Here is a 21912-nt window from a genome sequence, read left to right on the forward strand (position 1 = left end):
GAGCCAATCGCAACTTGCAACCGAACAGAGGTTTCTCCCATGCGCATGGACAAACTGACCACCAAGTTCCAGACCGCCCTGCAGGACGCGCAGAGCCTGGCGGTGGGCCGGGATCACCAGTTCATCGAACCGCTGCACCTGATGACCGCGCTGCTCGACCAGCAGGGCGGTACGGTGCGCCAGCTGCTCGGCCAGGCCGGCGTCAACGTCAATCCGTTGCGCTCGGCGCTGGGCGAAGGGCTGGACCGCCTGCCCTCGGTGCAGGGTGCCGGCGGCGACGTGCAGGTGTCCAATGCGCTGGTGAAACTGCTCAACCTCACCGACAAGCTGGCGCAGCAGCGCAAGGATGCCTACATCTCCTCCGAGTTGTTCGTGCTCGCCGCGGTGGAGGAGCAGGGCGAACTGGGCAACCTGCTGCGCAAGCACGGTGCCAGCAAGGGCGCGCTGGAGCAGGCCATCGACAAGATGCGCGGCGGGCAGAAGGTGGACGACCCCAATGCCGAGGAACAGCGCCAGGCGCTGGAGAAGTACACCATCGACCTCACCGAGCGCGCGGAGCAGGGCAAGCTGGATCCGGTGATCGGCCGTGATGACGAAATCCGCCGCACCGTGCAGATCCTGCAGCGCCGCACCAAGAACAATCCGGTGCTCATCGGCGAACCCGGCGTGGGCAAGACCGCCATCGTCGAGGGTCTGGCCCTGCGCATCGTCAACGGCGAGGTGCCGGAGGGCATCAAGGGCAAGCGCCTGCTGTCGCTGGACATGGGCGCGCTCATCGCCGGCGCCAAGTTCCGTGGCGAATTCGAGGAGCGCCTCAAGGCGGTGCTCAACGACCTTGCCAAGCAGGAAGGGCAGATCATCCTGTTCATCGACGAGCTGCACACCATGGTTGGCGCCGGCAAGGCAGAGGGCGCCATGGATGCCGGCAACATGCTGAAGCCGGCGCTGGCGCGCGGCGAGCTGCACTGCATCGGTGCCACCACCCTGGACGAATACCGCAAGTACATCGAGAAGGATGCTGCCCTGGAGCGCCGTTTCCAGAAGGTACTGGTGGACGAACCTTCGGTGGAGGACACCATCGCCATCCTGCGCGGGCTGAAGGAAAAGTACGAGGTGCACCACGGCGTCGAGATCACCGATCCGGCCATCGTCGCCGCCGCCACGTTGTCGCACCGCTACATCACCGACCGCCAGCTGCCGGACAAGGCCATCGACCTGGTGGACGAGGCGGCCTCGCGCATCCGCATGGAGATCGACTCCAAGCCGGAAGAAATGGACCGCATGGATCGCCGCCTGATCCAGCTCAAGATCGAGCGCGAGGCGCTGAAGAAGGAGAGCGACGAGGCATCCAAGAAGCGACTGTCCGATCTGGAGCATGAGATCGGCAAGCTGGAGAAGGAGTACGCCGATCTGGACGAGGTGTGGAAGTCGGAGAAGCTGGCGGTGCAGGGCGCCCAGCACATCAAGGAGGAACTGGACCGCGCGCGCATGGAGCTGGAAACTGCGCGCCGCGCCGGCGACCTTGGCCGCATGTCTGAGCTGCAGTATGGCCGCATCCCCGATCTGGAAAAGTCGCTGTTGATGGCACAGCAGGCCGAGCTGCAGGAAACCAAGCTGCTGCGCAACAAGGTCACCGACGAGGAGATCGCCGAGGTCGTGTCCAAGTGGACCGGCATCCCGGTGAGCAAGATGCTGGAGGGCGAGCGTGACAAGCTGCTGCGCATGGAAGATGCGTTGCACACCCGCGTGGTGGGCCAGGACGAGGCAGTGAAGGCGGTGTCCGACGCCATCCGGCGCTCGCGCGCCGGCCTGTCCGATCCCAATCGTCCCAACGGCTCGTTCCTGTTCCTCGGCCCGACCGGCGTGGGCAAGACCGAGCTGTGCAAGGCGCTGGCCTCTTTCCTGTTCGACACCGACGAGGCGATGGTGCGCATCGATATGTCAGAATTCATGGAGAAGCATTCCGTCGCGCGCCTGATCGGCGCACCGCCGGGCTACGTCGGCTATGAAGAGGGCGGCTATCTCACCGAGCATGTGCGGCGCAAGCCCTACTCGGTGGTGCTGATGGACGAGGTGGAGAAGGCGCATCCGGACGTGTTCAACGTATTGTTGCAGGTGCTGGACGATGGCCGCCTCACCGACGGTCAGGGCCGCACGGTGGATTTCCGCAACACGGTGATCGTGATGACCTCCAATCTCGGGTCGCAGCTGATTCAGGAGATGGCCGGCGAGGAACACTACCAGGAGATGAAGACGGCGGTGATGGAGGTGGTGGGCAAGCACTTCCGTCCCGAGTTCATCAACCGCGTCGATGAGGTGGTGGTGTTCCATCCGTTGCTGCGCGAGCAGATTCACAGCATCGCCAACATCCAGATCGGCTATTTGCGCCGGCGCCTGGCCGAGCGCGATATGCAGCTGGAACTGAGCGAGGCCGCCTTGGACAAGCTGTCCGAGGCCGGCTTCGATCCGGTATACGGTGCGCGGCCGTTGAAGCGCGCCATTCAGCAGCAGATCGAGAACCCGCTGGCCCAGGCCATTCTGTCCGGCCGCTTCCTGCCCGGTGATACCATCCGTGTGGATGTACAGGACGGGCAGATAAGCTTCGCCAAAGGATAAGGATCAGGTTCAGGTTTCGGGTTTGAAGTTGCGAGAGGCAGTGACATAATTCATGGAAATTTGGAACTGACTACTCGAAACGATATGCAACTTATCAAACCTTGGTGGGGCGACTTCGAGCTGGTGGAAGGGGCGGCGGGATGCTGGACCATCGGTCCGGCTCAGCTATGGATTGCCCATCAGCCGCGCGAATGGCACATCGGCTATGTGCTGGCTGATGAGGTCCATGAGGAACGCAGTGAGGTTGATCTGGGTCTGACTCCCGGGCAGATGCCGGACCAGGTCAAGCTCAGCCGCTACAGCTTCCAATCCTCAACAGAGCAGTTGTCGCTGATGCCGCTGCTGGCGGATCGGCCGGTGATCTCGCGGCCTGATGTGGCGTTGTTCATCCCGCCGGCGCAATCCATCCAGCTGTATGTCAGCACACAGCTGTGGTTGCAGGTGCGCGCCCAGGGTGCGCTGTTGCAGGAGCAACCGGTGGTGCGCCCCTCCGATACCTGGGCTGGACCGACCACACGCCCCGGTGGCTTGTCCTATGCCGCCTCGACCATGGCGCGCACCAGTCTGGACGATTTTCCCTACAGTTCCTGGCGTGCAGTGACGCCGATCCGTATCACCAACACCGGCAGCGACATGGCCGCGGTGGAGCGCCTGCATCTGCCGGTGCCGTTTCTGTCGCTGTACCAGGCGGAGAACGACACCCTGTGGACCGAGGCGGTGGAGCTGACACGGGGTGAGGACAACGCGCTGGAACTGGAGCGCCTGGGTAGCACGGCACCACCGGAGGCCGGCAACAGCCACCTGCTCAACGGACCGCGGCGGCGTGCCGATCGTGGCCTGCTCAGCAAGGCCTTCGGTACCCTGTTCGGACGCGGAGGCAGTGATGATGGAATCGCTTAGCGGTATCGATTGGGGCGCCTGGCTGCGAGCTGGCCTGGTTCTGCTCATCGGCTGGGGCCTGGCCAAGGTAGCCAGTCTCGGCGCCGGGCGTGCCGCCAAGCGCTACACCGCGGCCCAGGAGACCATGCTGGTACAGCGCGTGGTGTTCTATGCCGTGCTGGCGCTGACCGTGGTGACCGCGTTGCAGCAGATGGGCTTCAATCTCGGCGTGCTGCTCGGCGCGGCAGGCATTCTCACCGTGGCGGTGGGCTTCGCCTCGCAGACTTCGGCCTCCAACCTGATCAGCGGCCTGTTCCTCATCGGCGAGCGCGCCTTCGTGGTAGGCGACATGATCAAGGTCGGCAATACCATGGGTGAGGTATTGTCCATCGACTTGCTGTCGGTGAAGCTGCGCACGCCGGACAATCTGTTCGTGCGCGTGCCCAATGAGACGATGATCAAGGCGGAGATCACCAATCTCACACGTTTCCCGATCCGTCGCCTGGACCTGCAGATCGGCGTCAACTACAAGGAAGACATGGGCAAGGTGCAACGGGTATTGCAGGAGGTGGCGCAGCGCAATCCGCTGTGCCTGGCGGAACCCAAGCCGCTGTTCATCTTCACCGGCTTTGGCGATTCGGCAATGAACCTGCAGTTCTCGGTCTGGGCGGTGCGGGAGAATTTCCTCGAACTGCGTAATACCATCCAGCGCGAGATCAAGCAGGCCTTCGATGCCAGCGGCATCGATATCCCCTACCCGCAGCGGGTGTTACACATGGCGGAGCCGATCGTGGTGCGGCAGGAAGCGCCACCGGCAGATGATAAAGGGATCGGCGGCACAAGGGAATGATGTCGATCCTGGCGCCATCTTCCCGCAGGCAGGCAGAATAACAATGATCGAGCGGCGACGAGGAGGAGGACAAGGTGGCCATTGCAGAACCGACCGTAGAGCAGTTTGCCGGTAACCCTATTGCCAAATATGTGGCGGCCACGCGTCCGCCATTCCTCCTCGCCAGTCTGGTGCCGGCGCTCATCGGTATCGCCACGGCCTATCATGGCGGTGCATCCATCCATGTGTGGGCCGCGCTGCTGACGGTAATCGGCGCTGTGGTGGTGCATGCTGGCATCAATGTGCTCAACGACTATTACGACGCCCTCAATGGCACCGACGAGGCCAATACCGAGCGTCTGTTTCCCTTTACCGGCGGCAGTCGCTTCATCCAGAATGGCGTATTCAGCCGTGAGCAGACGGCACGTTACGGTTTTGTTCTGTTAGGCATCACGGCGCTGATCGGTTTTGCCTTGCTGCCCTATGCGGGCTCTGGTCTCATCGCCATCGGCTTTGCCGGCCTGGTGATCGGTTGGGCCTATTCGGCGCCGCCGCTGGCATTGAATAGTCGCGGTCTGGGCGAACTGTGTGTGGCGGTGGGTTTCGGTTCGCTCATTCCTCTCGGCGCCGATTTCGTGCAGCGCGGCGCCTTCGATATGTTACCGCTGTATGCCGGCGCACCCTTCGCCCTGCTGGTAGCGAACCTGCTGTATATCAATCAATTCCCCGATCGCATCGCCGATGCCGCCGCCGGCAAGCATCACTGGGTGGTGCGGCTTGGGCCGCGCCGCGCGCGCTGGGGCTATCTGCTGTTGGTGCTGGCGGCCTATGGCGGCCTTGTCGGCATGGCCGTGGGGGGACTGCTGCCACTGTGGTGTCTGCTCGGCCTGTTGGCGTTGCCGCTATCGCTGCGTGCCGCCTTCGAACTGGTGCGTTACGCCGAGACCCCGGCGCGTCTGGTGCCGGCGATTCAGAGCACCATCGGCGCCATGCTCGGCCATGGCCTGCTGGTGGCCGTAGGGTTGTGGATCGCGGCATAGCGCCGCGACCACGTTGTCATCACGCCAGCAATTGCAACACGTCGGCAACCTCACTGCGTGCCTCGCGCAGCACGTCCCAGGCCAGTTCGCCATCCAGCCGGCCGCGGGCCAGCTTGAGCCAGGCGGGGAGTTGTATCACCGCAGGTAATAGCCCTGCAGTCTGTTCCGCCAGCAGCAATTGCTGGGCGATGATGATGACATCGGTATATTCGGCCTGTGGCTGCGGATCGCGCTGCCAATCTTCCGCCTCCAGAGCGATGCTGACCGTCTCGTTGCCGAACTTCCATTGCCGCAACACCATGGCGCCGACCTGACCGCGCAACGCGCCGATGGCCTCGTCGAGCAAACTGGTGTCCTGCGCCAGCATCGGCTCACGGCTGGCGTAATCGATGACCGGCAGGACACCGATGTCGTGCAGCAGTCCCGCCAGGAGGGCACGTTCCTTGTCCAGCCCGGGTGTCATCCCGGCCAGCACATAACTCACCGCGCCCACCAGCACACTGTGTTGCCACAGCGCGTGCATGCGGTGGCGCAAGAGCGCTGAACTGGTCTGAAACAGTTCACGCAACGTATAGGCCAGTACCAGATCTCGGGTGGTGCCGAGGCCGAGGAACATCACCGCCCCCTTGCAGCTGTAGATCGGCGTCTGTACCCCATACAACGGGCTGTTGGCAGCCTGCACCAGGCGCGCCGCCAAAACCGGGTCGGACTGGATCAAGTGCGCCACCTCGTTGGCGTCGCAGTCCGGATCCTGCACGGCCTCGCGCACGCGCACCGCCACATCGGGCAGATGGGGCAGCTTGAGTGCGCCGGCAAGATAATCGCGGAAGATGGCGTGGAACAGCCGCTGCCGTGGTTCGGCGGCATCGGCGCTGATTTCTTCCAGCTGATAGCTGTCCGCGGCGGCGGTGCGCGACAACACTTCCAGCAAGGTGCGGTTGAAGCGGAGATAGCGCACGCGATCGACGGCGGTGGCGGTGGCCGTATGTGGTTGTGCCGGGTTCAATGGTTGCCGTGCCGTCTCATCACCACCGCGCACTACCTCACGCCGTCCCTCGGGCCAGTCTAGTTGCACGGTGCCGTCCAGTAGATAAAAGGTCCATGGATCGCGATGGCCGCGCAGGAACAGGCGGCGGCCGGGATGTGCCTCCTCGATCTGGGTTTTTTGCGCCAGTTCATCCAGCTCGGCGGCACCGAAGTTGGCGAGTGGATGCAGGGTCTGCAGGAAACGGCGGATGGTAGGGATGTGGTTGGACATGGCCTGATTACCGGTTGCACCACAGTGTCAGCCTAGAGAAATTTTCCACGTTAGGTTCAGCAGATGCGCGGCAGGGGATCGTCTTCCAGTTCTTCCAGCAGACGCTCGCCGCCCAGCGGTGTTTCCAGCACCACGTGGCGATGGCCGTTTTCAACCACGCCGACGAGCGCTGCCTCCGCTCCTTGCGGCAGGGCGCGCCAGCGCCGTAGTGCCTCTTCCGCTGCCGCTGCCTCAATCACTGCCACCACGCGGCCTTCGCAGGCCAGATAATAGGGGTCGTAGCCCAGCATCTCGCATACCGCGCGCACCGGATCGCGCACGGGGATCGCCGCCTCGCGCAGCCGCACGCCGAGGCGGCGGGCGCGGGTGATCTCGTGCGCCACGGTGGCGAGGCCGCCGCGGGTGGGGTCACGCATGAAGCGCAGTCCGGGCAGGTCGAGCAGGGCCGCTGTCAGCGGATAGACGCAGGCGGCATCCGATTGCAGGTCGCCGCGCAGGCCGAACTGTTCGCGTGCCAGCATCACCGCGGTACCGTGATCGCCCACCGGCCCGCTCACCAGCACGGCATCTCCCGCGCAGATATGATCCATGCCCAGTTGCAGTCCGGTGCGGCGCACACCAACGCCGGTGGTAGCGAGATACAGGCCGCTGCCTTCGCCGCGTGGCACCACCTTGGTGTCGCCGGCCACGACGCGCACATGGGCTTCGCGCGCGGCTGCGGCGAGGGAGCCGACCAGCCGATCCAGGGTGGCCAGCGGCAGACCTTCTTCGATAAACGCATTGACGGTGAGATACAAGGGAGTGGCGCCGGCCACCGACAAATCGTTTACCGTGCCATGTACCGCCAGTGCGCCAATGTCGCCGCCGGGAAACTCCAGCGGTTTGACAGTGAAGCCGTCGGTGGTGATGAACAGATCGCCGGGCGGTATGGCGATGTGCGCCGCATCCACCTGCACATCCAGCGCCGGGTCGGCCAGGTGGCGGGCGAACACGCCCTCGATCAGTTCGCGCATGTGGCGTCCGCCGTTGCCGTGGGCCAGGGTGATGTGTTCGCTCATGATGGGGATACGATGCTGGGATTTGGTGTAGGCTAACCCGTAAGTCTGTTGCGGGAAAGTATCACGCATGCTCTATGAGCTGTTGGCCGATCTGATTCTGGTATTGCATGCTGCCTTTATCCTGTTCGTGGTGTTCGGCGGGTTGCTGGTATTACGCTGGCCGCGGCTGGGCTGGCTGCAGCTGCCGGCGGCTATCTGGGGCACGGCCATCGCGCTGTTCGGCGGGTACTGCCCGTTGACGCCGCTGGAGAACCACTGGCGCGCACTGGCCGGCCAGGCTGGTTACGATACTAGCTTCATCCAGCATTATCTGTTGTCGTTCATCTATCCCGAGGGCCTGAGCCGCCCATTGCAGATCGCCATGGGCCTCGGTGTGATCACGATCACCGGCGTGGTGTATGCCGTGTTGTGGCGGAGGCGGCGATGAATCTGCCCAATCTGTTGAGTCTGCTGCGCCTGCTGGCAACGCCGCTGATGCTCTGGTTCGCCTGGCACGGACAACAGCAGGTCTTTCTGTGGCTGATGTTCGCGGCCTGGCTTACCGATGCGCTGGACGGCTGGCTGGCGCGGCGCCTGAATCAATGCACCGCATTGGGCGCGCGGCTGGATAGCTGGGGCGACCTCGCCTTCTACATGGCGCTCAGTCTCGGCACCTGGTGGCTATGGCCGGATCGCCTGCGCGCCGAAGGTGTGTTCATCCTATTGATCATAGTCAGTTATTTGCTGCCGGCGCTGATCGGCTTACTCAAGTTCCGTCAGTTGCCCAGCTATCACACACGGGCGGTGAAGGTGGCGGCGGTGGTGACGGCTGCGGGTGTCATCGTCCTGTTGCTGTTCGACCTCGGCTGGCCGTTGCGCATTGCCGCCGTGGTGTGTGTCTATGCCGCCGTCGAGGAGATCGCCATTACCTTCAAGTTGCATGTATTGCGGTCCAATATCCGCAGCTATTGGCAGGCCTAGCACTATGCCAGTGGTATCCCGGCGCCGGCCTCTTCGTGGGTGCGGCCATCGCGGATGTGGTAGATGCGCTGAAAGGTGGGGATGATCTTTTCGTCGTGGGTGACCACGATGATGGCGGTGGCGAACTGGCGCGCCATCTGGTTGAGGATACGGATCACCGCCAGGGCGCGTTCGCTGTCCAGCGGTGCGGTGGGCTCGTCGGCCAGGATCACCGGCGGGCGGTTGACCAGGGCACGGGCGATGGCCACGCGCTGTTGCTCACCGCCGGACAGTTGCGCCGGCATGGCGCGGGCGCGGTGCGCCACATCCAGCGCCTCCAGCAGTTCGACGGCGCGCTTGCGTGCTTCACTGTTGGACACGCCGGCCAGCATGGGCAACAGGGCGACATTGTCCGTGACATCAAGGAACGGGATCAGATAGGGCGCCTGAAACACGAAGCCGATGTTGTCGCGGCGCAGGGCGCGCAGGTCGCCAATTTTCCAGCCGTCGTCGTAGATCACCTCCCGGCCCAGGGTCATGCGTCCTGCCGTGGGCTCGATCACCGCGCCCAGGCACTTGAGCAGGGTGCTCTTGCCCGAACCGGACGGGCCGATGAGACCAACCACTTCGCCCGGCGCCACCTGCATGTCCACGCCCTTGAGCGCGTCCACCACGGTTTCGCCCTCGCCGTAGCGCTTGCGCAGACCTTCGATGCGGATACCTGTTTTTTCCATCTCAGCCACCAATGGCCTCCGCCGGATCGACTTTCAGGGCGGCGCGGATCGCCAGCACGCTGGCGAGGATGCAGATCACCACCACGGCAACAAAGCCGCGCAACGCATCGCCGGTTTCCAGCAGCACATACTTGGGGAAGAACGGCGCCCAGAAGGTGGCGGCGATCTTGCCCACCACGAAGCCGATGAGGCCGAGGCCGACGGCCTGCTGCATGATCATGCCGGCGATGGTGCGGTTGCGCGTGCCGATCAATTTCAGTACGGCGATCTCGCGGATCTTGCCCAACGTGAGCGTGTAGATGATGAAGGCCACGATGGCCGCGCTGACGATGGCGAGGATCACCAGGAACATGCCGATCTGTTTCGACGAGGTGGCGATCAGCTTGCCGATGAGGATTTCCTCCATCTGCGCACGGGTGTAGACGGTGAGGCGCTTCCAGCGGCGGATCGGCTCGGCCACCTCCTCCGGATCGCGCCCCGCCTCGATCTGCACCAGCACGGCGTTGACATAGGGGTTGCTGCCCTGCGAGGCGAGCACCGCGTCGAGCACGTTGGGGGCGCCGAAGGCCGGGTTGGCCGCGGTGCGCGCGCGCTGGCGCACGATGGCGTCGTTGTCCTTGAGGAATTGCGCCGCCTGGGCATCCTTCAGCGGGATGAAGATCATCGGATCACCGCCGGAGGAAACCATGCGCCGGGTCAATCCCACCACGGTGTAGTGGTTGCGGCGGATCTGGATGCGGTCGCCGAGCTTGAAGCCGCTGGCGAGGTCGGCGACGGCCTCGTAGTGGCTGCGGCTCAGGTGGCGGCCGGCGACGAGAAAGCCCGGCTGGCCGGGGAGGCCGGGTTCGCCGCCCACCACGCCCACCACCATGGCGCGCACGTCGCGCTCGTCACGGCGCACCTGCATGGTGAGATAGGTGACATTGGCCGCGCGCGCCACCCCGGCCATGCCGAGGATTCCGCGCCAGGTGTCGTCGTACAGGCTGGAGGCCTCGGCGTAGGGGCCGAGGGTGTCTTGCTGCACCACCCACAGATCGGCGCCGCTGTTGTCTAGCAGCACCTTGGCGTCGTCCACCATGCCGCGGTAGACGCCGGCCATGGTGAGGGTGACGCCGATGAGCAGGCCGAGGCCGATGCCGGTGAAGACGAACTTGCCCCAGGCATGCAGGATGTCGCGCCCGGCCAAACTAATCACGGCGCGACCCCGGGCAGACGGTCGACCAGCGTGATGCGGTGATGCGCGGTGAGGGCGCGCTGGCTGTAGGCCACCACGCGTTCGCCCCGCTGCAGGCCGCTGCGGACTTGCACCCGGCCGTCGAGATCGCTGGCACCCAGCTCCACGGCGGCGAACTCCAGTGTGTTGTCGACGATGCGCCACACGCCGAGGCGGCCGCCCACGCGCTGCACACTGGCGGTCGGTATCACTGGAGCCGGTGGCAGTGCCGGCTGCGTCACCGTCACTTCGGCCAGTTCGCCGATGGGCGGCAGGTTGTGCGGCAGCGTATCGAACACCACCTTGGCGAGGAACTCCTCGGTCTGTGCATCGGCCAGCGGTTCGATGCGCAGCACCTGGCCGGTCAGCGGCTGCATGGCCTGGGAGCGCAGCAGGATTTGCGTCGGCAGTCCGGCGCGCAACCCGGCGGCGCGTAGCTGATCAAAGCGCACGTGGACCCACAGGCTGGTCGGGTCGACCAGCTCCACCACCGGCTGGCCGGCGAGTACCGTGGTACCGGGATCGGCGGCGCGCGCCGTCACCAGGCCGTCCACCGGCGCCACCAAACGCAGGTTTGCGCGTTGCTGTACCAGGGCGGCCTGCTCGGCCTGCACCCGGCCCAGCTCCTGCCGCGCCGCCTCCAGGTTGGCGCGGGCCGCGAGCAGTCCGGCCTCGGTCACCTGCAACTCCTGCCGCTTTGCCTCCACCGCATCGGCGCTGACGGTGTGGGCGCGCAGCAATTGTTCGAAGCGCTCGGCCTGGGCCGCGGCGTAGGCGTGCCGTGCGCTCACATCCGCCACCTGGGCCTGGGCGGCAGCCACATTGGCTTTGGCGCGCAGTTGCGCCGCCTGCTGGGCGGCGAGGCGCTCGTCCAGGTCCACCGGGTCCATCTCGCCCAGCATCTGGCCGGCGCAGACGCGCTCGCCGACCTCCACGTCCACCTGTTTCACCCGCCCGGCCACGGTGGGACCGATGCGGTAGGTGTGACGCGCCGCCACCGTGCCGATGCCGAACAGGGCCGGGGTGAGTGCCCGCTCCTCCACGGTGACGGCCACTACCGGCACCGGTGCCAGCGGTCCGGCGCGCAGCACCACGAAGACGAACAGGCCGAGCAGGGGCAGCAGCACGGCGAGCAGCACCAGGCGACGGCCGTTGAGGGAGAGACGTTGTTTCATGACTTAGCTCCCGATGCCGCGGCGGTAGATGGCAAAGGCGCCGAGGGCGTTGTCATGGATGCGCTCCACATCGCCGGCCAGCAGCGACTGCATCACCAGACCCTGGATGGTGCCGATGAACAGGGTGGCGGCGGCGGCGGTGTCCAGTTCCGGGTCCAGCTCGCCCTGTGCCTTACCCTCGACGAGGACGGCGGCGATGCGCTCGCCGTAGCGGCGCACCAGGGTCTGCGCCATCTGCTTGGCGGGGGAGGTGCCGGCGCGCTGCAGCTCGCCGAACAGCATGCGCGGCACGCCGGGGTGTTCGGCGACGAAGTCGATGTGGGCCATGAACATGGCCTCCAGTCGGGCCAGCGGGCTGTCGGCGGATTGTGCCGCCCGCTCCACACGTGCCAGCAGGCGCTCGGCCACCCATTCCATCACGGCCTGCCAGATCGCCTCCTTGCTGGGGAAGTGGCGGAACAGGGCGCCCTGGGTGAGGTGCATGTGCTTGGCGATGGCGGCGGTGGTGATCTCGCTGGGGTTCTGCGTCGCGGCCAGTTCCACCACCGCCTCGACGGTGACGGCGCGGCGTTCGTCTGCCGGCAGGTGTTTGGGATGGGCTTCCATGGCGCCTCCTGAGGAAGATAGTATTTGATTACTATCTTCCTGGGACGGGTCAGTGTCAAGGTATTGATGTCGGCTATTTGGGGGTAGGAGAGGGGGTCAGTGGCCGCTGCAATCGCACTCGCCAATGTCCTCGTTCCAGATCTCCGGCGACTGCTGGATGAAGCGGCGCATCAGCGCGATGCATTCGGCATTGTGCAGTACCACCACCTTCACGCCGGCCTCGCGCAGCCAGTCCAGATGACCCTCGAAGTTTTCCGCCTCGCCCACCACCACGGTGCCGATGCGGAACTGGCGGATGAGGCCCGAGCAGTACCAGCAGGGGGCGAGGGTGGTGACCAGGATGGTGTCGCGGTAATTGGTTTGTCTTCCGGCCTTGCGGAAGGCGTCGGTCTCGCCGTGCACCGACGGGTCGTTGTCCTGCACGCGGCGGTTGCGGCCACGGCCGAGCAGTTTGCCCTGCGCGTCGAACAGGGCGGCGCCCACCGGCACGCCACCCTCGGCAAAGCCGAGGCGGGCCTCTTCCAGGGCGGGGGCGAGCAGGGCGGCGTAGTCGAGGGCGTGGGTCATGGTGTGTGTCCTTGGGTGGCGGCTTCGATGACCTGACCGTAGCACAGGCCGCCGTCGTTGCAGGGGAGTTGGGTGGCGAGGCGCACGGTGAAGCCGGCAGCCTCCAGCGCAGCGCCGGCCAGTTCGGTGAGCAGGCGGTTCTGGAATACACCGCCGCCGAGGGCGACGGTGGTGAAGTGATGGCGCTGGCGCAGGGTCCGGGCCTGGTCGGCGATGGTGGCGGCGAGGCTGGCGTGAAAGCGGCCGGCACGCGCGGCCACGCTCAGCTTGGTGTCGGTCAGCATCGGCAGCAGCGGCGCCCAGTCGCTGCGCAGGACACCACGGTCGTCGTACAGCGGCAGGGCGATGGGTTCTGCATCGCTCAAGGCGACAGCCTCCAGTTGCATCGGTCCCTGGCCCTCGAAGCTGGCGTTTGTGCACGTGCCGCTGAGCGCGGCGGCAGCGTCGAACAGGCGGCCGGCGGCGGAACTTTGCGGTGCGTTGAGGCGCTGCTGCCAGGCCTGGTGCAGCAGCGCCTGTTCGGGATGCAGCGCCGGCGTCGCCATATCGCACTCCCACAGCAAGGCCAGGGCCGCGCGCCAGGGCTCGCGGCTGGCCTTGTCGCCGCCCGGCAGGTGGAAGGGGCGCAGGCTGCCGACACGCTGCCAGCGGCCCGGCCGGCCCCACAGGGTTTCACCGCCCCACAGCGTGCCGTCGCTGCCCAGGCCCACGCCGTCCCAGGCGAACACCAACCAGTCTCCGTTGCTGCGGTGTTCACCGTAGAGGGCACTGGCGTGAGCATGGTGGTGCTGCACTGCCTGTACGGGCAGGCCGCTCTGCCGCGCCCACTTGCTGCTGGCATAGCCCGGGTGGGCATCGCACACCACGCGTGTGGCCTGCACGCCATACAGCCGTTGCAGATCGGCCACCACCTGTTCGAACACCGCCAGCGAGCGCGGTGCGTCCAGGTCACCGATGTGTGGCGAGACCACGATACGACCCTCCCAGGCCAGGGCGAGGCTGTTCTTCATGTGTCCGCCCACGGCGAGCAGCGGTTCGGGCAAGGTAAACGGCAGTTCCAGTTCCAGTGGCGCATTGCCGCGACCGAGGCGCAGCGGGCGCGGTGCACCGGCCGTGGTACGCCACACCGGGTCATCGGCGGGACGCAGGATCGGGCGGTCGTGATGCAGAAAGGCATCGGCGATACCGGCCAGGCGTTGCGCCGCCTCAGTGTCGTCGGTGAGCACCGGCTCGCCGCTGATGTTGCCCGAGGTGGCCACCAGCGGACCGCCGCAGTCGTCCAGCAACAGATGGTGCAGCGGCGCGTAAGGGAGCATGGCGCCGATCTCGTTCAGGCCGGGCGCCAGCGACGGCGCCAGGGTGCTGTCGGCGCGGCGGCGGCACAGCACGATGGGGCGCTGCGGCGAATGCAGCAGCGCCGCCTCCGCTGCATCGGGTTCGAGTTGAGTACGCAGCGCGGCGAGACCGTCGTCACCCTGCGACGGAAACATCACCGCCAGCGGCTTGTGCGGCCGTTGCTTGCGTGCGCGCAGGCGTTGCACCGCCTCGTCACTGGTCGCATCGCACAGCAGGTGATAGCCGCCGACGCCCTTCACCGCCACGATGGCAGCGCTGCGCAGCGCATTCACGGCGGCGCGCAGCGCGGCCTCGTTGTCGGTAATGATCGCGTCTCCCTGCACAAACCGCAGCCGCGGTCCGCACTGCGGGCAGGCCACCGGTTCGGCGTGGAAGCGGCGATCGGCAGGGTTTTCATACTCGATGCGGCAGGCGGGGCAGAGCGGGAACGCCGCCATCGAGGTGTTGGGGCGATCGTAGGGCAGGTGCGCAATGAGCGTGTAGCGCGGGCCGCACTGGGTGCAGTTGATGAAGGGGTAGCGGTAACGCCGGTCCTGCGGGTCGCGCATCTCGCGCAGACAATCGGCACAGGCGAAATAATCGGGCGGCACATGGATCTGCGGTACGTCGCTACCGTCGCTGGGCAGAATGATGAAGCCGTCGCACGCGGGGGCGCCCTGTTCTTCGTGGCGCGAGATGAGGTGCGGCTGGGCCAGTGGTGGCGCCTGTTCAATCAGGTCGGCGGCCAATTGTTCCACTGCGGTTGCCGCGCCCTGGACCAGGACCTCCACCACGCCGCTGCGATTGCGTACCCAGCCGGCGACACTGTGACGCAGCGCCTGGCGGTAGACGTAGGGACGGTAGCCGACGCCCTGAACGCGGCCGCCGATGGTCAAGCGGAGAGTGAGCATGTTTCGAGTTTCGAGTTTCGGGTTCCGAGTTGCAAGCACCTCGTTGCCTTTTCGAAACTCGAAATCCGGAACTCGAAACTACTCTATGTGGCGGTCGAGGAACTCGCGTACGAACGGCGCCGGCCGGGCGGAGGAGAAGCGATCCACCTCCTCTCCATTCTTGAACAGGATCACCGTGGGAAAGCCGCGCGCCTTGTAGTGGCCGGCGATCTTCATATTTTCGCCTTCGTCGGCGTCCAGCTTGGCGAGTAGCACCTTGCCCTCGTATTCGCGCAGCACCTTGTCCAGCACCGGGGCCAGGGCCAGGCAGGGCGAGCACCAGTCGGCCCAGATATCGAGCAGGATCGGCTGCTGGTGCGATGCCGCCAGCACCTTGTCCTTGAAGTCTTCCTGCATCACATCGAAGATGTACGGGTTATGTTCGCTCATGATTCACATTCAGTTATCGGGGTAAATTTACCGCGCGCCATTCTGCGCATCCCCTGCCCGCTTTGCAACCGGCACCGGCCATGGGCCTGACGCCGCTGCTCAACCATGCCTGGGACGTGACGCCGGTGGCGGCGCGGGCCTTGCAGGAGTCGCTGCGGGGCAGGGTGGTGCTGCGCGACCAGTTGGGCGAGGTTCGCTGTGTGGCCGGCGTCGACGTGGGCTTCGAGCAGGACAACACCCTCACCCGCGCCGCTGTGGTGTTGCTGTCGTTTCCCGAACTGGCGCTCGTCGAATATGCCATCGCCCGCCGCCCCACCAGCTTTCCCTATGTCCCCGGCCTGTTGTCCTTCCGCGAGGTGCCGGCGGTGTTGGAAGCATTGGCGCAACTGCAGGGCCGCCCCGACCTGTTGCTGTGCGACGGCCAGGGCATCGCCCATCCGCGCCGTTTCGGTATCGCCGCCCATCTGGGCGTGCTGTGCGACGTGCCGGCCATCGGGGTGGCCAAGAGCCGCCTCATCGGTAGCTACGGCAACCTGCCCGAGCAGCGCGGCGCCTGGGTGCCGTTACGCGATGGCGACGAGATTATCGGGGCGGTGCTGCGCACGCGCCGCGGCGTCACGCCGTTGTTCGTCTCCCCCGGTCACCGCATCAGCCTGCCCACGGCGGTGTACTACACCCTGGCCTGTTCCAGGCATTACCGCCTGCCGGAGACCACGCGGCAGGCGCATCATCTGGCATCGAAATCCTGGCGTTGACGGTTTGTCGGCGGGGCGGATTCATGCCTACAATCACCGCCAGGACTAAAGGGGAGAAAATAATCCATGAACCTGGAAAAGGTCGTCTTCGGTTTCTTCATCATCCTCGCACTCACCCTCAACTTCGGTTTCTTTATCGGCGAATTCGAGAACCCGGACCACCACAACGTCTATGAACTGTTTGCTGTGATCGTGGTGAACCTGATTGCCACCGTGCTCAAGTTCGGTGACCGCACCCAGATGGGCGCGCTGCTGCTGGCGACCTCGTTGGTGGCGGACCTGCAACTGCTGGTCGCTGCCCTGGTCTGGGCCTATGCCGTACACATCAGTGCGGTGGGGCTGAATGGCATGATGATGGCCAGTATCGTCTCGCTGGCTGGCGGCGCCATGCTGGCGAATATCGTCTCGGTGATTCTGCTGATCATCGAAACGGTCAACCTGCGCCGCTGATGGACAAGGTTATCTTCCTGTTCCTGCGGCGCATGCGTGCGCCGCTGCTGGTGCTGATCGCGGCCTACACCATCGCCGTGCTCGGCTTGGTGCTGATCCCTGGAGTCGACGCCGAGGGACAGCCGTGGCGCATGAGCTTCTTTCATGCCTTCTATGTCATCAGCTACACGGCAACGACCATCGGTTTTGGCGAAGTTCCCTACGCCTTCACCGATGCACAGCGCATGTGGACCATCGTGTCCATCTACCTGTCGGTGATCGCCTGGCTGTATGCCATCGGCAAGATCCTCACCCTGTTGCAGGAGCCGGCCTTCAAGCGCGCCGTGGTGGAGCAGTCCTTCGCGCGCAGCATCCGCCGCCTGCGCGAACCGTTCTACATCGTCTGCGGTTATGGCGACACCGGCAGCCTGCTGGTGCGCGCCCTGGCGCAGCGCAACATCCGTGCTGTGGTCATCGACCGCAACCCCGATCGTATCGACGATCTGGAGCTGGAAGACCTCGGCATGTACGTGCCCGGGCTGTGTGCCGATGCCAGTGTGTCGGCCTACCTGAACATGGCGGGGCTGCTCAGCCCGCACTGTCGCGGCGTGGTGGCGCTCACCGATGACGACGAGGCCAATCTCAAGATTGCCATCACCAGCAAGCTGTTGCGCCGTCCGTTGCCGGTGATCTGCCGCGCCGAGACGCGTGACGTGCAGAACAACATGGCCTCCTTTGGTACGGACTCCATCATCAACCCCTTCGATACCTTCGGCGATCGCCTGGGGCTGGCGCTGCATTCACCTGGCACCCATCTGCTTTACCAATGGCTGACGGCGGTGCCCAATACGCCACTGTCCGAGCCGCTGTATCCGCCCCACGGCAAGTGGGTGCTGTGCGGCTACGGCCGTTTCGGCAAGGCGGTGCATGAAAGTCTGGTGGGCGAGGGCGTGGAGGCGGTGATCGTCGAGGCCGATCCGCAACGTACCGGCTGCGCCGACCGCTGCGTCATCGGCCGCGGCACGGAGGCCATTACCCTGCAGGCAGCCGGCATCGAGGATGCCGTGGGTATCGTGGCCGGTACCGACAACGATGCCAATAACCTGTCCATCGTGATGACGGCGGTTGAATTGAAACCCAAGCTGTTCATGGTGGCGCGACAGAATCGCCACGATAACGATGCCATCTTCAAGGCTGCCCGCCTCAATCTGGTGATGCACCGCAGCGAAATCATCGCCGAGGCCATTCTGGCCCAGCTCACCACGCCGCTGTTGCCGGTATTCCTGCAACAGGCGCGCACTCAGAGCAATGACTGGGCCAACGAGGTGGTCAGCCGCATCAGCGCCGTCACCGGCGAGGTGGTGCCGGAGGTGTGGACGCTGACCCTGGATCAGCACGAGGCGCCGGCGCTGTTGCAGATGCTCGCTGCGGCCGACGTGCGTCTCGGTGAGATCATGCGCGATGCGCGCGAACGCGAACAGCTGTTGCCGTGTGTGGCCTTGTTGCTGCAGCGCGGTACGGATACGCGCCTGATCCCGCCGGAGGACGTGGTGCTGCGCAGCGGCGACCGCCTGTTGTTCTGCGGCCGCAGCGGTGTGGTCGAACGCATGACACGCGCCTTGCATAACGGCAATGTGCTGCGCTATGTGCTGAGTGGTGAGGAACGGCCGGACGGTTGGGTGTGGAAGGCCCTGCGGGCCAGGAGTCAGTAATACCATCGTTCCCACGCTCTGCGTGGGAACGATGAAGCTACGCTGTATTTGCTCAGTACTGTGGCATATACAGTGGGTACAGCACCTGTTCCTCTTTCTGAATGCGTTCGCCGAGCACCTGGCCGATGGTGGCGAAATCCTTGGCGAAGGCACCGGCCAGTTCCTTGTCGACACCGATGGCCTCGTATTTCTTCAGGAAGTTCATCGCCACCTTGGCGATGCCATCCATCTCGCGGCGGAAGCCGCGGATCAGGTCCGAGTTGGTTTCGTCAGAAGCCAGGCAGCGATCCAGATAGATGTACAGGCGCACGTTCTCGGTGAGCAGATGGCCCTGCAGGCCGCTGCGGAAGGCGTCGAGTTTTTGGGACACCAGGGCATAATCGCCGGCGTCGAAGGCCTGCTGGATCTCACCATAGATGCCGAGCAGTTTGCGGTGATCGGATTGCAATTGCTCGATGAGTTCGGGGTGGTAGCGGATCTCGGTGCCGGGGGCGGTGTTGTATTGCTGTGCAGCGGGGGCCGATGCCTCGTTTTTGCTTTCCCCCTTTTTCTTGAAAAAGTCGAACATCTTGAGTTCTCCTCCTGAGTATTGTTTTGCTGTGCCGGTGAATATAAACCCATTCTGCCTATGGGTGTATTTGATTTTGGTCAAGAGGTGTCAGGCTCGTGTGCCAGCAGACCACCAGATGCGGCAGGCGCCCTCGTCGGACACCATGCAGGGACCGATGGGGCTGCGCGGGGTGCAGGGCTGGCCGTACAGCTTGCAGGCGGTGGGCGGGATCTTGCCCAACACCACGCGGGCACAGTCGCAGCCGGGCGGCATTTCGCCGGCACGGCGGCGCTGCTCGGCGCCGTGATCGGGCAGGTGTTCGCGCGCATCGTGGTGGCGTAACGCGTCCTTGAGGTGGTAGCCGGAGGCGGGGATGCTGCCGACGCCGCGCCAGGGGGCAGCGCCCACGTCGAAACTGGCCGCCAGCAGGCGCCGTGCTGCCGCATTCCCCTGCGGCTTCACCACCTCCGGGTAACAGTTGGTGAGGCCGGCCCGACCCTCCAGCCTTTGCCGTATCACCGCATAAAAGGCCGCCAGCAGGCTCTCCGGACTGAAGCCGGCGACGGCGGCCGGCAGGCGGTGTTTTTCCGGTACGAACAGCCATTCATCGGAACCCATCACCGCCGACACATGGCCGGGGGCGATGAGGGCATCGAAGCCAGGTTGTTCGGAATTCAGCAGCATGGCCACCGCCGGCCAGGTGAGACGGCCCGCCATGACCAGCAGCAGATTCTCCGGCGCACCCTCCTGCAACAGGGCGGCGAGCGGCGCGGTGGTGGTCTCGAAGCCGGCGGCGAGGAACACCACCTGGCGCTCGGGGTTGGCGCGGGCGATCTGCGCCGCCTCCAACGGTGAGGCGATGGGGCGGATGTCGGCGCCGAGGGCGCGCGCCTGCTCCAGCGAGCGCACTTCGTCTTTCGGCCCATTGACCGGCACGCGCAGCATGTCGCCGTAGGCGACCACGATGGCATCGTCACGCAGGCCGTGCTGGATGGCGGCGTAGATCGCCTCTTCCGGACAGATGCACACCGGGCAGCCGGGACCAGGGATCAATTCGACTTGCGGCGGCAGCACACCGCGCAGGCCGGCGGTGGTGATGGAACGCTCGTGGCCGCCACACACATTCATGATGCGCACCGGCTCGCGCAGGGGCAGGGCACGGATCAGGTCGAGCCAGTCGCGGGCGCTACGGGACATGGCTCAGATCTTCAGCACGCCGCTGAGTTTGGGGGCAGCACGGAATTTCTGTCGCGCCTCGCGCCGTGCCGCGATTTCCGCCCGCAGCCAGGCCAGCCAGGCGTCCAGGCCGGCGCCCTTGCGGGCCGAGAGTTGCAGCACCGGCGCGGCATTGGCGAGCTGGCGCAGGTGCTGTTCGGCGCGGGCCGGCTCGAAGTCGTCCAGCACCGCGAGCAGGTCGGACTTGGTGAGCAGCATCAGGTTGGCGGCGCGAAACATCACCGGGTACTTGGCCGGCTTATCGTCGCCTTCAGTGGTGGAGAGCAGCACCACGTTGCGGTGCTGGCCGAGGTCGAAGCTGGCCGGGCAGACCAGGTTGCCGACATTCTCGATGAACAGCAGGTCGAGCTGTGACAGGTCGAGGTGGTGCAGGGCGTCATGCACCATGTGGGCATCGAGGTGGCAGGCGCTGCCGGTGGTGATCTGGATCGCCGGCACGCCCTGGGCGCGGATGCGTTCGGCGTCGTTCTCGGTTTCCAGATCGCCTTCGATGACGGCGATGCGCAGCTCGTCCTTCAGCGCGGCGATGGTGGCCTCCAGCAGCGCGGTCTTGCCGGCGCCGGGGGAGGACATCAGGTTGATGGCGAGCACGCCATATTTTTCCAGATGCTCGCGGTTGTGCGCCGCCTGCAGGTCGTTCTCGCCCAGCAGGCCATGCAGGACCTCCACCGCCGCCTTGCCGTCATGGCTGTGGGACAGTTTGCCGCCGGCCTCGATGAGGTGTTTGTTGCCGGGGGTGATGTTGCAGCCGCAGGTGTCGCACATAATCGTTAGTTTCGAGTTTCGAGTTTCGAGTTTCGAGTTTCGCTGTTTGGGTGTTCGAAACCCGAAACTCGAAACTATGTTGTCAATTCGACGCTGGCCAACAACAGTTCATCGCCGCTGATCAGTTGCGTATGCCAGTCGCCGCAGGCGCCGCAGAGGAGGCGGTTGGGCTGGGCGGAGGTTTCGGCGCCGCAGCTCTGGCAGCGCACGGTGAGGGGCTGTTCCTCGATCACCAGTGCGGCGGCGGCGGCCACGGTGCCGGCGCGGGCGATGGGGAAGGCATCCTGCAGCAGCCGTGGCTCCACACCGGCCAGCGGGCCGATGCGCAGCACGACCTTCTCCACGCTGCGCGCTGCGTTATCGCGCGCCACCTGCTCTACCTGCGCCAGCAAGGCCTGGCACACCGACAGCTCATGCATCGCTTTCCGCCAGGATCTGATCGAACAGCTGCCACGACTGGCGCGCGTCTTCCTCGCTAATCCGTTGTATGGCATAGCCCACATGCACGATGACGAAGTCGCCCACTGCCGGCATTTCATCCTGCAGCATGAACAGGCTGATGTCGCGCTCCACGCCCTTGGCGGCGGCGCGCGCGTTGAAGCCGTCGATGCCGATGATTTGCATGGGAATGCCGAGACACATGGTGGGGTATCCGCTCGCTGAGTCCCTGCGAGTATAGCCAGATCACCGGGACAACCCAACCGCTCGCCAAATGTCACAAACTGCGTCTATAGTTAGGCGGTCACAAGAATGGGTCATCACTCATTCGAGTGGGTTGAATCACCGCTTTCCCACCTGAGCGGGGTATAGGTCAAGGCCGCCGAGATGGAAATAAATCGCATTGCGGAAGCGCTCCCGATTGCGGAAACCTCTTGC

The 21912-nt window shown here is 65.1% G+C and carries 23 protein-coding genes; 9 read left to right on the top strand and 14 right to left on the bottom strand.

Annotation, left to right across the window (positions count from 1 at the left end):
- The first annotated feature begins 39 nt into the window (after nt 1-39).
- The 4 genes from clpB to menA all read left to right on the top strand — a co-directional run bounded on the left by clpB (nt 40) and on the right by menA (nt 5364).
- Entirely contained in the window at nt 40-2616 is a 2577-nt protein-coding gene (gene clpB, locus ACMV8A_RS09150; protein WP_495325467.1) for an ATP-dependent chaperone ClpB, read from the top strand.
- Between the two features lie 84 nt (nt 2617-2700).
- Nucleotides 2701-3516, top strand: a complete 816-nt coding sequence (locus ACMV8A_RS09155) for a DUF432 domain-containing protein (protein WP_495325468.1) — start codon at nt 2701-2703, stop codon at nt 3514-3516.
- A complete protein-coding gene (locus tag ACMV8A_RS09160; RefSeq protein WP_495325469.1) occupies nt 3500-4345 on the top strand; it encodes a mechanosensitive ion channel family protein in 846 nt (281 codons plus the stop codon). The genes ACMV8A_RS09155 and ACMV8A_RS09160 overlap by 17 nt, the downstream gene beginning before the upstream one ends.
- 74 nt (nt 4346-4419) lie before the next feature.
- Nucleotides 4420-5364 (top strand): 1,4-dihydroxy-2-naphthoate octaprenyltransferase, encoded by a 945-nt coding sequence (gene menA, locus ACMV8A_RS09165; RefSeq protein WP_495325470.1) that lies wholly within the window; start codon nt 4420-4422, stop codon nt 5362-5364.
- Nucleotides 5365-5383: 19 nt separating this feature from the next.
- On the opposite strand, the gene ACMV8A_RS09170 is transcribed toward menA, so the two are convergent.
- A complete protein-coding gene (locus ACMV8A_RS09170) occupies nt 5384-6622 on the bottom strand; it encodes an HDOD domain-containing protein (protein ID WP_495325471.1) in 1239 nt (412 codons plus the stop codon).
- Between the two features lie 56 nt (nt 6623-6678).
- Nucleotides 6679-7683, bottom strand: a complete 1005-nt coding sequence (gene hypE, locus ACMV8A_RS09175) for a hydrogenase expression/formation protein HypE (RefSeq protein ID WP_495325491.1) — start codon at nt 7681-7683, stop codon at nt 6679-6681.
- A 64-nt stretch (nt 7684-7747) separates the two neighbouring features.
- Between hypE and ACMV8A_RS09180 the strand changes: the two genes are divergently transcribed.
- Nucleotides 7748-8107 carry a DUF2784 domain-containing protein gene (locus tag ACMV8A_RS09180; RefSeq protein ID WP_495325472.1) on the top strand — a complete coding sequence of 120 codons (360 nt, stop codon included), beginning with the start codon at nt 7748-7750 and terminating at the stop codon, nt 8105-8107.
- A complete protein-coding gene (locus ACMV8A_RS09185) occupies nt 8104-8640 on the top strand; it encodes a CDP-alcohol phosphatidyltransferase family protein (protein ID WP_495325473.1) in 537 nt (178 codons plus the stop codon). The genes ACMV8A_RS09180 and ACMV8A_RS09185 overlap by 4 nt, the downstream gene beginning before the upstream one ends.
- A 2-nt stretch (nt 8641-8642) precedes the next feature.
- On the opposite strand, the gene ACMV8A_RS09190 is transcribed toward ACMV8A_RS09185, so the two are convergent.
- The 7 genes from ACMV8A_RS09190 to ACMV8A_RS09220 all read right to left on the bottom strand — a co-directional run bounded on the left by ACMV8A_RS09190 (nt 8643) and on the right by ACMV8A_RS09220 (nt 15589).
- Nucleotides 8643-9353, bottom strand: coding sequence for an ABC transporter ATP-binding protein (locus tag ACMV8A_RS09190; RefSeq protein ID WP_495325474.1), 711 nt, complete (start codon nt 9351-9353; stop codon nt 8643-8645).
- A gap of 1 nt (nt 9354) precedes the next feature.
- Entirely contained in the window at nt 9355-10548 is a 1194-nt protein-coding gene (locus ACMV8A_RS09195; protein ID WP_495325475.1) for an ABC transporter permease, read from the bottom strand.
- The gene (locus ACMV8A_RS09200) at nt 10545-11741 is read right to left on the bottom strand and encodes an efflux RND transporter periplasmic adaptor subunit (RefSeq protein ID WP_495325476.1); all 1197 of its coding nucleotides are present in this window, start codon (nt 11739-11741) and stop codon (nt 10545-10547) included. The genes ACMV8A_RS09195 and ACMV8A_RS09200 overlap by 4 nt, the downstream gene beginning before the upstream one ends.
- A 3-nt stretch (nt 11742-11744) precedes the next feature.
- On the bottom strand, nt 11745-12347 hold the full coding sequence (locus ACMV8A_RS09205; protein WP_495325477.1) for a TetR/AcrR family transcriptional regulator: 603 nt from the start codon (nt 12345-12347) through the stop codon (nt 11745-11747).
- Nucleotides 12348-12443: 96 nt separating this feature from the next.
- Nucleotides 12444-12914 (bottom strand): nucleoside deaminase, encoded by a 471-nt coding sequence (locus ACMV8A_RS09210; RefSeq protein WP_495325478.1) that lies wholly within the window; start codon nt 12912-12914, stop codon nt 12444-12446.
- Entirely contained in the window at nt 12911-15160 is a 2250-nt protein-coding gene (hypF, locus tag ACMV8A_RS09215) for a carbamoyltransferase HypF (RefSeq protein WP_495325479.1), read from the bottom strand. The genes ACMV8A_RS09210 and hypF overlap by 4 nt, the downstream gene beginning before the upstream one ends.
- Before the next feature lie 78 nt (nt 15161-15238).
- Nucleotides 15239-15589, bottom strand: a complete 351-nt coding sequence (locus ACMV8A_RS09220) for a thioredoxin family protein (protein ID WP_495325480.1) — start codon at nt 15587-15589, stop codon at nt 15239-15241.
- Nucleotides 15590-15669: 80 nt separating this feature from the next.
- Between ACMV8A_RS09220 and nfi the strand changes: the two genes are divergently transcribed.
- The 3 genes from nfi (at nt 15670) to ACMV8A_RS09235 (ending at nt 18485) form a co-directional block, all read left to right on the top strand.
- The gene (nfi, locus tag ACMV8A_RS09225; protein ID WP_495325481.1) at nt 15670-16344 is read left to right on the top strand and encodes a deoxyribonuclease V; all 675 of its coding nucleotides are present in this window, start codon (nt 15670-15672) and stop codon (nt 16342-16344) included.
- 66 nt (nt 16345-16410) lie between these two features.
- Nucleotides 16411-16794 carry a DUF6394 family protein gene (locus ACMV8A_RS09230; RefSeq protein ID WP_495325482.1) on the top strand — a complete coding sequence of 128 codons (384 nt, stop codon included), beginning with the start codon at nt 16411-16413 and terminating at the stop codon, nt 16792-16794.
- Nucleotides 16794-18485 (top strand): potassium channel family protein, encoded by a 1692-nt coding sequence (locus ACMV8A_RS09235; RefSeq protein ID WP_495325483.1) that lies wholly within the window; start codon nt 16794-16796, stop codon nt 18483-18485. Before ACMV8A_RS09230 ends, ACMV8A_RS09235 begins: the two co-directional genes overlap by 1 nt.
- A 52-nt stretch (nt 18486-18537) precedes the next feature.
- On the opposite strand, the gene ACMV8A_RS09240 is transcribed toward ACMV8A_RS09235, so the two are convergent.
- The 5 genes from ACMV8A_RS09240 to ACMV8A_RS09260 form a co-directional block, all read right to left on the bottom strand.
- On the bottom strand, nt 18538-19053 hold the full coding sequence (locus ACMV8A_RS09240; protein WP_495325484.1) for a hemerythrin domain-containing protein: 516 nt from the start codon (nt 19051-19053) through the stop codon (nt 18538-18540).
- 90 nt (nt 19054-19143) lie between these two features.
- Nucleotides 19144-20232, bottom strand: coding sequence for a hydrogenase formation protein HypD (gene hypD, locus ACMV8A_RS09245; RefSeq protein WP_495325485.1), 1089 nt, complete (start codon nt 20230-20232; stop codon nt 19144-19146).
- Between the two features lie 3 nt (nt 20233-20235).
- Entirely contained in the window at nt 20236-21036 is an 801-nt protein-coding gene (hypB, locus tag ACMV8A_RS09250) for a hydrogenase nickel incorporation protein HypB (RefSeq protein ID WP_495325486.1), read from the bottom strand.
- 74 nt (nt 21037-21110) lie between these two features.
- On the bottom strand, nt 21111-21455 hold the full coding sequence (hypA, locus tag ACMV8A_RS09255; RefSeq protein WP_495325487.1) for a hydrogenase maturation nickel metallochaperone HypA: 345 nt from the start codon (nt 21453-21455) through the stop codon (nt 21111-21113).
- Nucleotides 21448-21678: a HypC/HybG/HupF family hydrogenase formation chaperone gene (locus ACMV8A_RS09260; protein WP_495325488.1), complete on the bottom strand. Its 231-nt coding sequence runs from the start codon at nt 21676-21678 to the stop codon at nt 21448-21450. The genes hypA and ACMV8A_RS09260 overlap by 8 nt, the downstream gene beginning before the upstream one ends.
- Nucleotides 21679-21912: the final 234 nt, after the last annotated feature.

Source organism: Sulfurivermis sp. (genome assembly GCF_059410345.1).

Excerpts from the sequence above, each read along its gene's own strand:
- clpB (WP_495325467.1), top strand. The coding sequence starts at position 40 with ATGCGCATGGACAAACTGACCACCAAGTTCCAGACCGCCCTGCAGGAC.
- ACMV8A_RS09155 (WP_495325468.1), top strand. The coding sequence starts at position 2,701 with ATGCAACTTATCAAACCTTGGTGGGGCGACTTCGAGCTGGTGGAAGGG.
- ACMV8A_RS09160 (WP_495325469.1), top strand. The coding sequence starts at position 3,500 with ATGATGGAATCGCTTAGCGGTATCGATTGGGGCGCCTGGCTGCGAGCT.
- ACMV8A_RS09170 (WP_495325471.1), bottom strand. The coding sequence starts at position 6,622 with ATGTCCAACCACATCCCTACCATCCGCCGTTTCCTGCAGACCCTGCAT.
- ACMV8A_RS09180 (WP_495325472.1), top strand. The coding sequence starts at position 7,748 with ATGCTCTATGAGCTGTTGGCCGATCTGATTCTGGTATTGCATGCTGCC.
- ACMV8A_RS09185 (WP_495325473.1), top strand. The coding sequence starts at position 8,104 with ATGAATCTGCCCAATCTGTTGAGTCTGCTGCGCCTGCTGGCAACGCCG.
- ACMV8A_RS09190 (WP_495325474.1), bottom strand. The coding sequence starts at position 9,353 with ATGGAAAAAACAGGTATCCGCATCGAAGGTCTGCGCAAGCGCTACGGC.
- ACMV8A_RS09200 (WP_495325476.1), bottom strand. The coding sequence starts at position 11,741 with ATGAAACAACGTCTCTCCCTCAACGGCCGTCGCCTGGTGCTGCTCGCC.
- ACMV8A_RS09205 (WP_495325477.1), bottom strand. The coding sequence starts at position 12,347 with ATGGAAGCCCATCCCAAACACCTGCCGGCAGACGAACGCCGCGCCGTC.
- ACMV8A_RS09210 (WP_495325478.1), bottom strand. The coding sequence starts at position 12,914 with ATGACCCACGCCCTCGACTACGCCGCCCTGCTCGCCCCCGCCCTGGAA.
- hypF (WP_495325479.1), bottom strand. The coding sequence starts at position 15,160 with ATGCTCACTCTCCGCTTGACCATCGGCGGCCGCGTTCAGGGCGTCGGC.
- ACMV8A_RS09220 (WP_495325480.1), bottom strand. The coding sequence starts at position 15,589 with ATGAGCGAACATAACCCGTACATCTTCGATGTGATGCAGGAAGACTTC.
- nfi (WP_495325481.1), top strand. The coding sequence starts at position 15,670 with ATGGGCCTGACGCCGCTGCTCAACCATGCCTGGGACGTGACGCCGGTG.
- ACMV8A_RS09230 (WP_495325482.1), top strand. The coding sequence starts at position 16,411 with ATGAACCTGGAAAAGGTCGTCTTCGGTTTCTTCATCATCCTCGCACTC.
- ACMV8A_RS09235 (WP_495325483.1), top strand. The coding sequence starts at position 16,794 with ATGGACAAGGTTATCTTCCTGTTCCTGCGGCGCATGCGTGCGCCGCTG.
- ACMV8A_RS09240 (WP_495325484.1), bottom strand. The coding sequence starts at position 19,053 with ATGTTCGACTTTTTCAAGAAAAAGGGGGAAAGCAAAAACGAGGCATCG.
- hypD (WP_495325485.1), bottom strand. The coding sequence starts at position 20,232 with ATGTCCCGTAGCGCCCGCGACTGGCTCGACCTGATCCGTGCCCTGCCC.
- hypB (WP_495325486.1), bottom strand. The coding sequence starts at position 21,036 with ATGTGCGACACCTGCGGCTGCAACATCACCCCCGGCAACAAACACCTC.
- hypA (WP_495325487.1), bottom strand. The coding sequence starts at position 21,455 with ATGCATGAGCTGTCGGTGTGCCAGGCCTTGCTGGCGCAGGTAGAGCAG.
- ACMV8A_RS09260 (WP_495325488.1), bottom strand. The coding sequence starts at position 21,678 with ATGTGTCTCGGCATTCCCATGCAAATCATCGGCATCGACGGCTTCAAC.